Consider the following 1,714-nt stretch of genomic DNA (forward strand, 5'->3'; position numbering starts at 1 on the left):
CGTAGGCGGCCTCCTCGACCTCGGTCGGACTGATCCGGTAGCCCGACGACTTGATCATCTCGTCGGCGCGGCCGACGAAGTAGAGGAAGCCCTCCTCGTCGCGGTGGACGGTGTCCCCGGACCACACCCCCAGCTCCGCCAGCCCGCTCGGGACCGGGCCGGGAACCGGGCGGAACCGCTGCGCGGTCGCCTCCGGGTTGTTCCAGTAGCCGAGCGCCACCAGGGCGCCGCGCTGCACCAGTTCACCGTGCTCGCCGGGCGCGCACGGCGAGCCGTCGGGGCGCAGCACCAGCACCTCGGCGTTGGGTACCGCCTTGCCGATGGAGTCCGGACGCCGGTCCACCTCCGCCGGGTCCAGATAGGTGGCGCGGAACGCCTCCGTCAGTCCGTACATCAGGAACGGCCTCGCGTGCGGCAGCAGTTCACGCAGCCGGTCCAGGGTGGCCCGGGGCATCCGGCCGCCGGTGTTGGCGAAGTACCGCAGCCGGGCGCTCGCCTCGGCCGGCCACTCCAGCGCGGCCAGCTGCATCCACAGCGGCGGCACGCAGGTCAGCGCGGTCACCCCGTGGCGGGAGCAGAGCCTCACCACCTCGCGCGGCAGCAGGTAGTTGGTGAGCACCACATGTGCGCCGCGCGCCATCGCGGTGGTGAGCTGGCTGAACCCGGCGTCGAAGCTGAGCGGCAGGGCCGCCAGCACCACGTCCTCCTCGGTGTGCCCCAGGTAGTTCGCCACGCTCTCCGCGCCGGCCAGCAGATTGCGGTGACTGAGCACCACACCCTTGGGGCCGCCGGTGGAACCGGAGGTGTAGAAGACCGCTGCGACATCGGTGTCCACCACCGAGTCGGCGCCGGGCACCGGCAGCGGTTCGTACGCGGCCAGCGCGTCGAAGGCGGTGACCCGCCACCGGTCGTCCAGCGGCGGCTGCTGCCCCGGGTCTCCGACCACGATCAGATGGCGGACCGAGGTGTCCGCGGGCAGCGCCGCCCGGATCGTCTCCAGCCGCTCCGCGGTGGTGACCAGGGCGACCGGTCCGCAGTCCCCGGTCACCGAGGCCAGATGCCGGCCCTTGAAGAGCTGGTTGACCGGCACGAAGACCGCGCCGGCGGCGGCGGTGGCGAGGACCGCCACGACCGTCTCCACGCGCTTCTCCGCGTAGATCGCCACCCGGTCGCCGCGCCGCACGCCCAGCCGGTACAGGCCGTACGCCACCCGGGCCACGCGTTCGGCGAGTTCGCCGTAGCTGACCGTCTGCTCCTTGAAGGTGAACGCGGGCCGGTGCGGGGCGCCGAGACCCGCCAGCCCGTCCAGCCGGGTCAGCGCCGTCGCGGTGGGGGTGACGGCCGTCATCGGTTCACTCATCGCCGCCCTGACCTTCCGTGGTGTGGGCCGCCACGGCCTCCCAGAGCGAGCCGGCGGTGGCGAAGGTCTCCTCGGTGAGCGCCTCGTCGGGCAGCTCCACACCGAACGCGTCCTCCAGCTCGGCGAGCAGCTGGACCACTCCCATGGAGTCCAGACCCAGCGCCGTCAGATCGGCCTCCGCCGTCAGCTCGCCGGACTCGGCGTAGGGCAGATGAGGCAGGAGCACCTCCTGGAAGGAGCGCGGAACCCGGGTGTCGGTTTCGGCCATGACGATCCGTCCTTTGTTCGGTCCGAGGTGGTTCGTGGGTCGTGGATGCACCGGGGCGCTGCGGCCCGAGGTGCGGCGGTGCGGGT

Annotated in this window: 2 protein-coding genes; both read right to left on the reverse strand. The window is 72.6% G+C overall.

Annotation, left to right across the window (positions count from 1 at the left end; translation table 11 throughout):
• Positions 1 to 1,360 (reverse strand): acyl-CoA ligase (AMP-forming), exosortase A system-associated (locus E0D90_RS25435; RefSeq protein WP_227870505.1); only part of this gene is annotated, 1,360 nt, incomplete at its 3' end.
• Positions 1,353 to 1,628: a phosphopantetheine-binding protein gene (locus E0D90_RS25440; protein WP_130800262.1), complete on the reverse strand. Its 276-nt coding sequence runs from the start codon at positions 1,626 to 1,628 to the stop codon at positions 1,353 to 1,355. The genes E0D90_RS25435 and E0D90_RS25440, both read right to left, overlap by 8 nt.
• Between the last annotated feature and the right edge of the window lie 86 nt (positions 1,629 to 1,714).

Origin of the sequence: Streptomyces otsuchiensis, from assembly GCF_004305975.1 — a bacterium.
Classification (GTDB): Bacteria; Actinomycetota; Actinomycetes; order Streptomycetales; family Streptomycetaceae; genus Streptomyces; species Streptomyces otsuchiensis.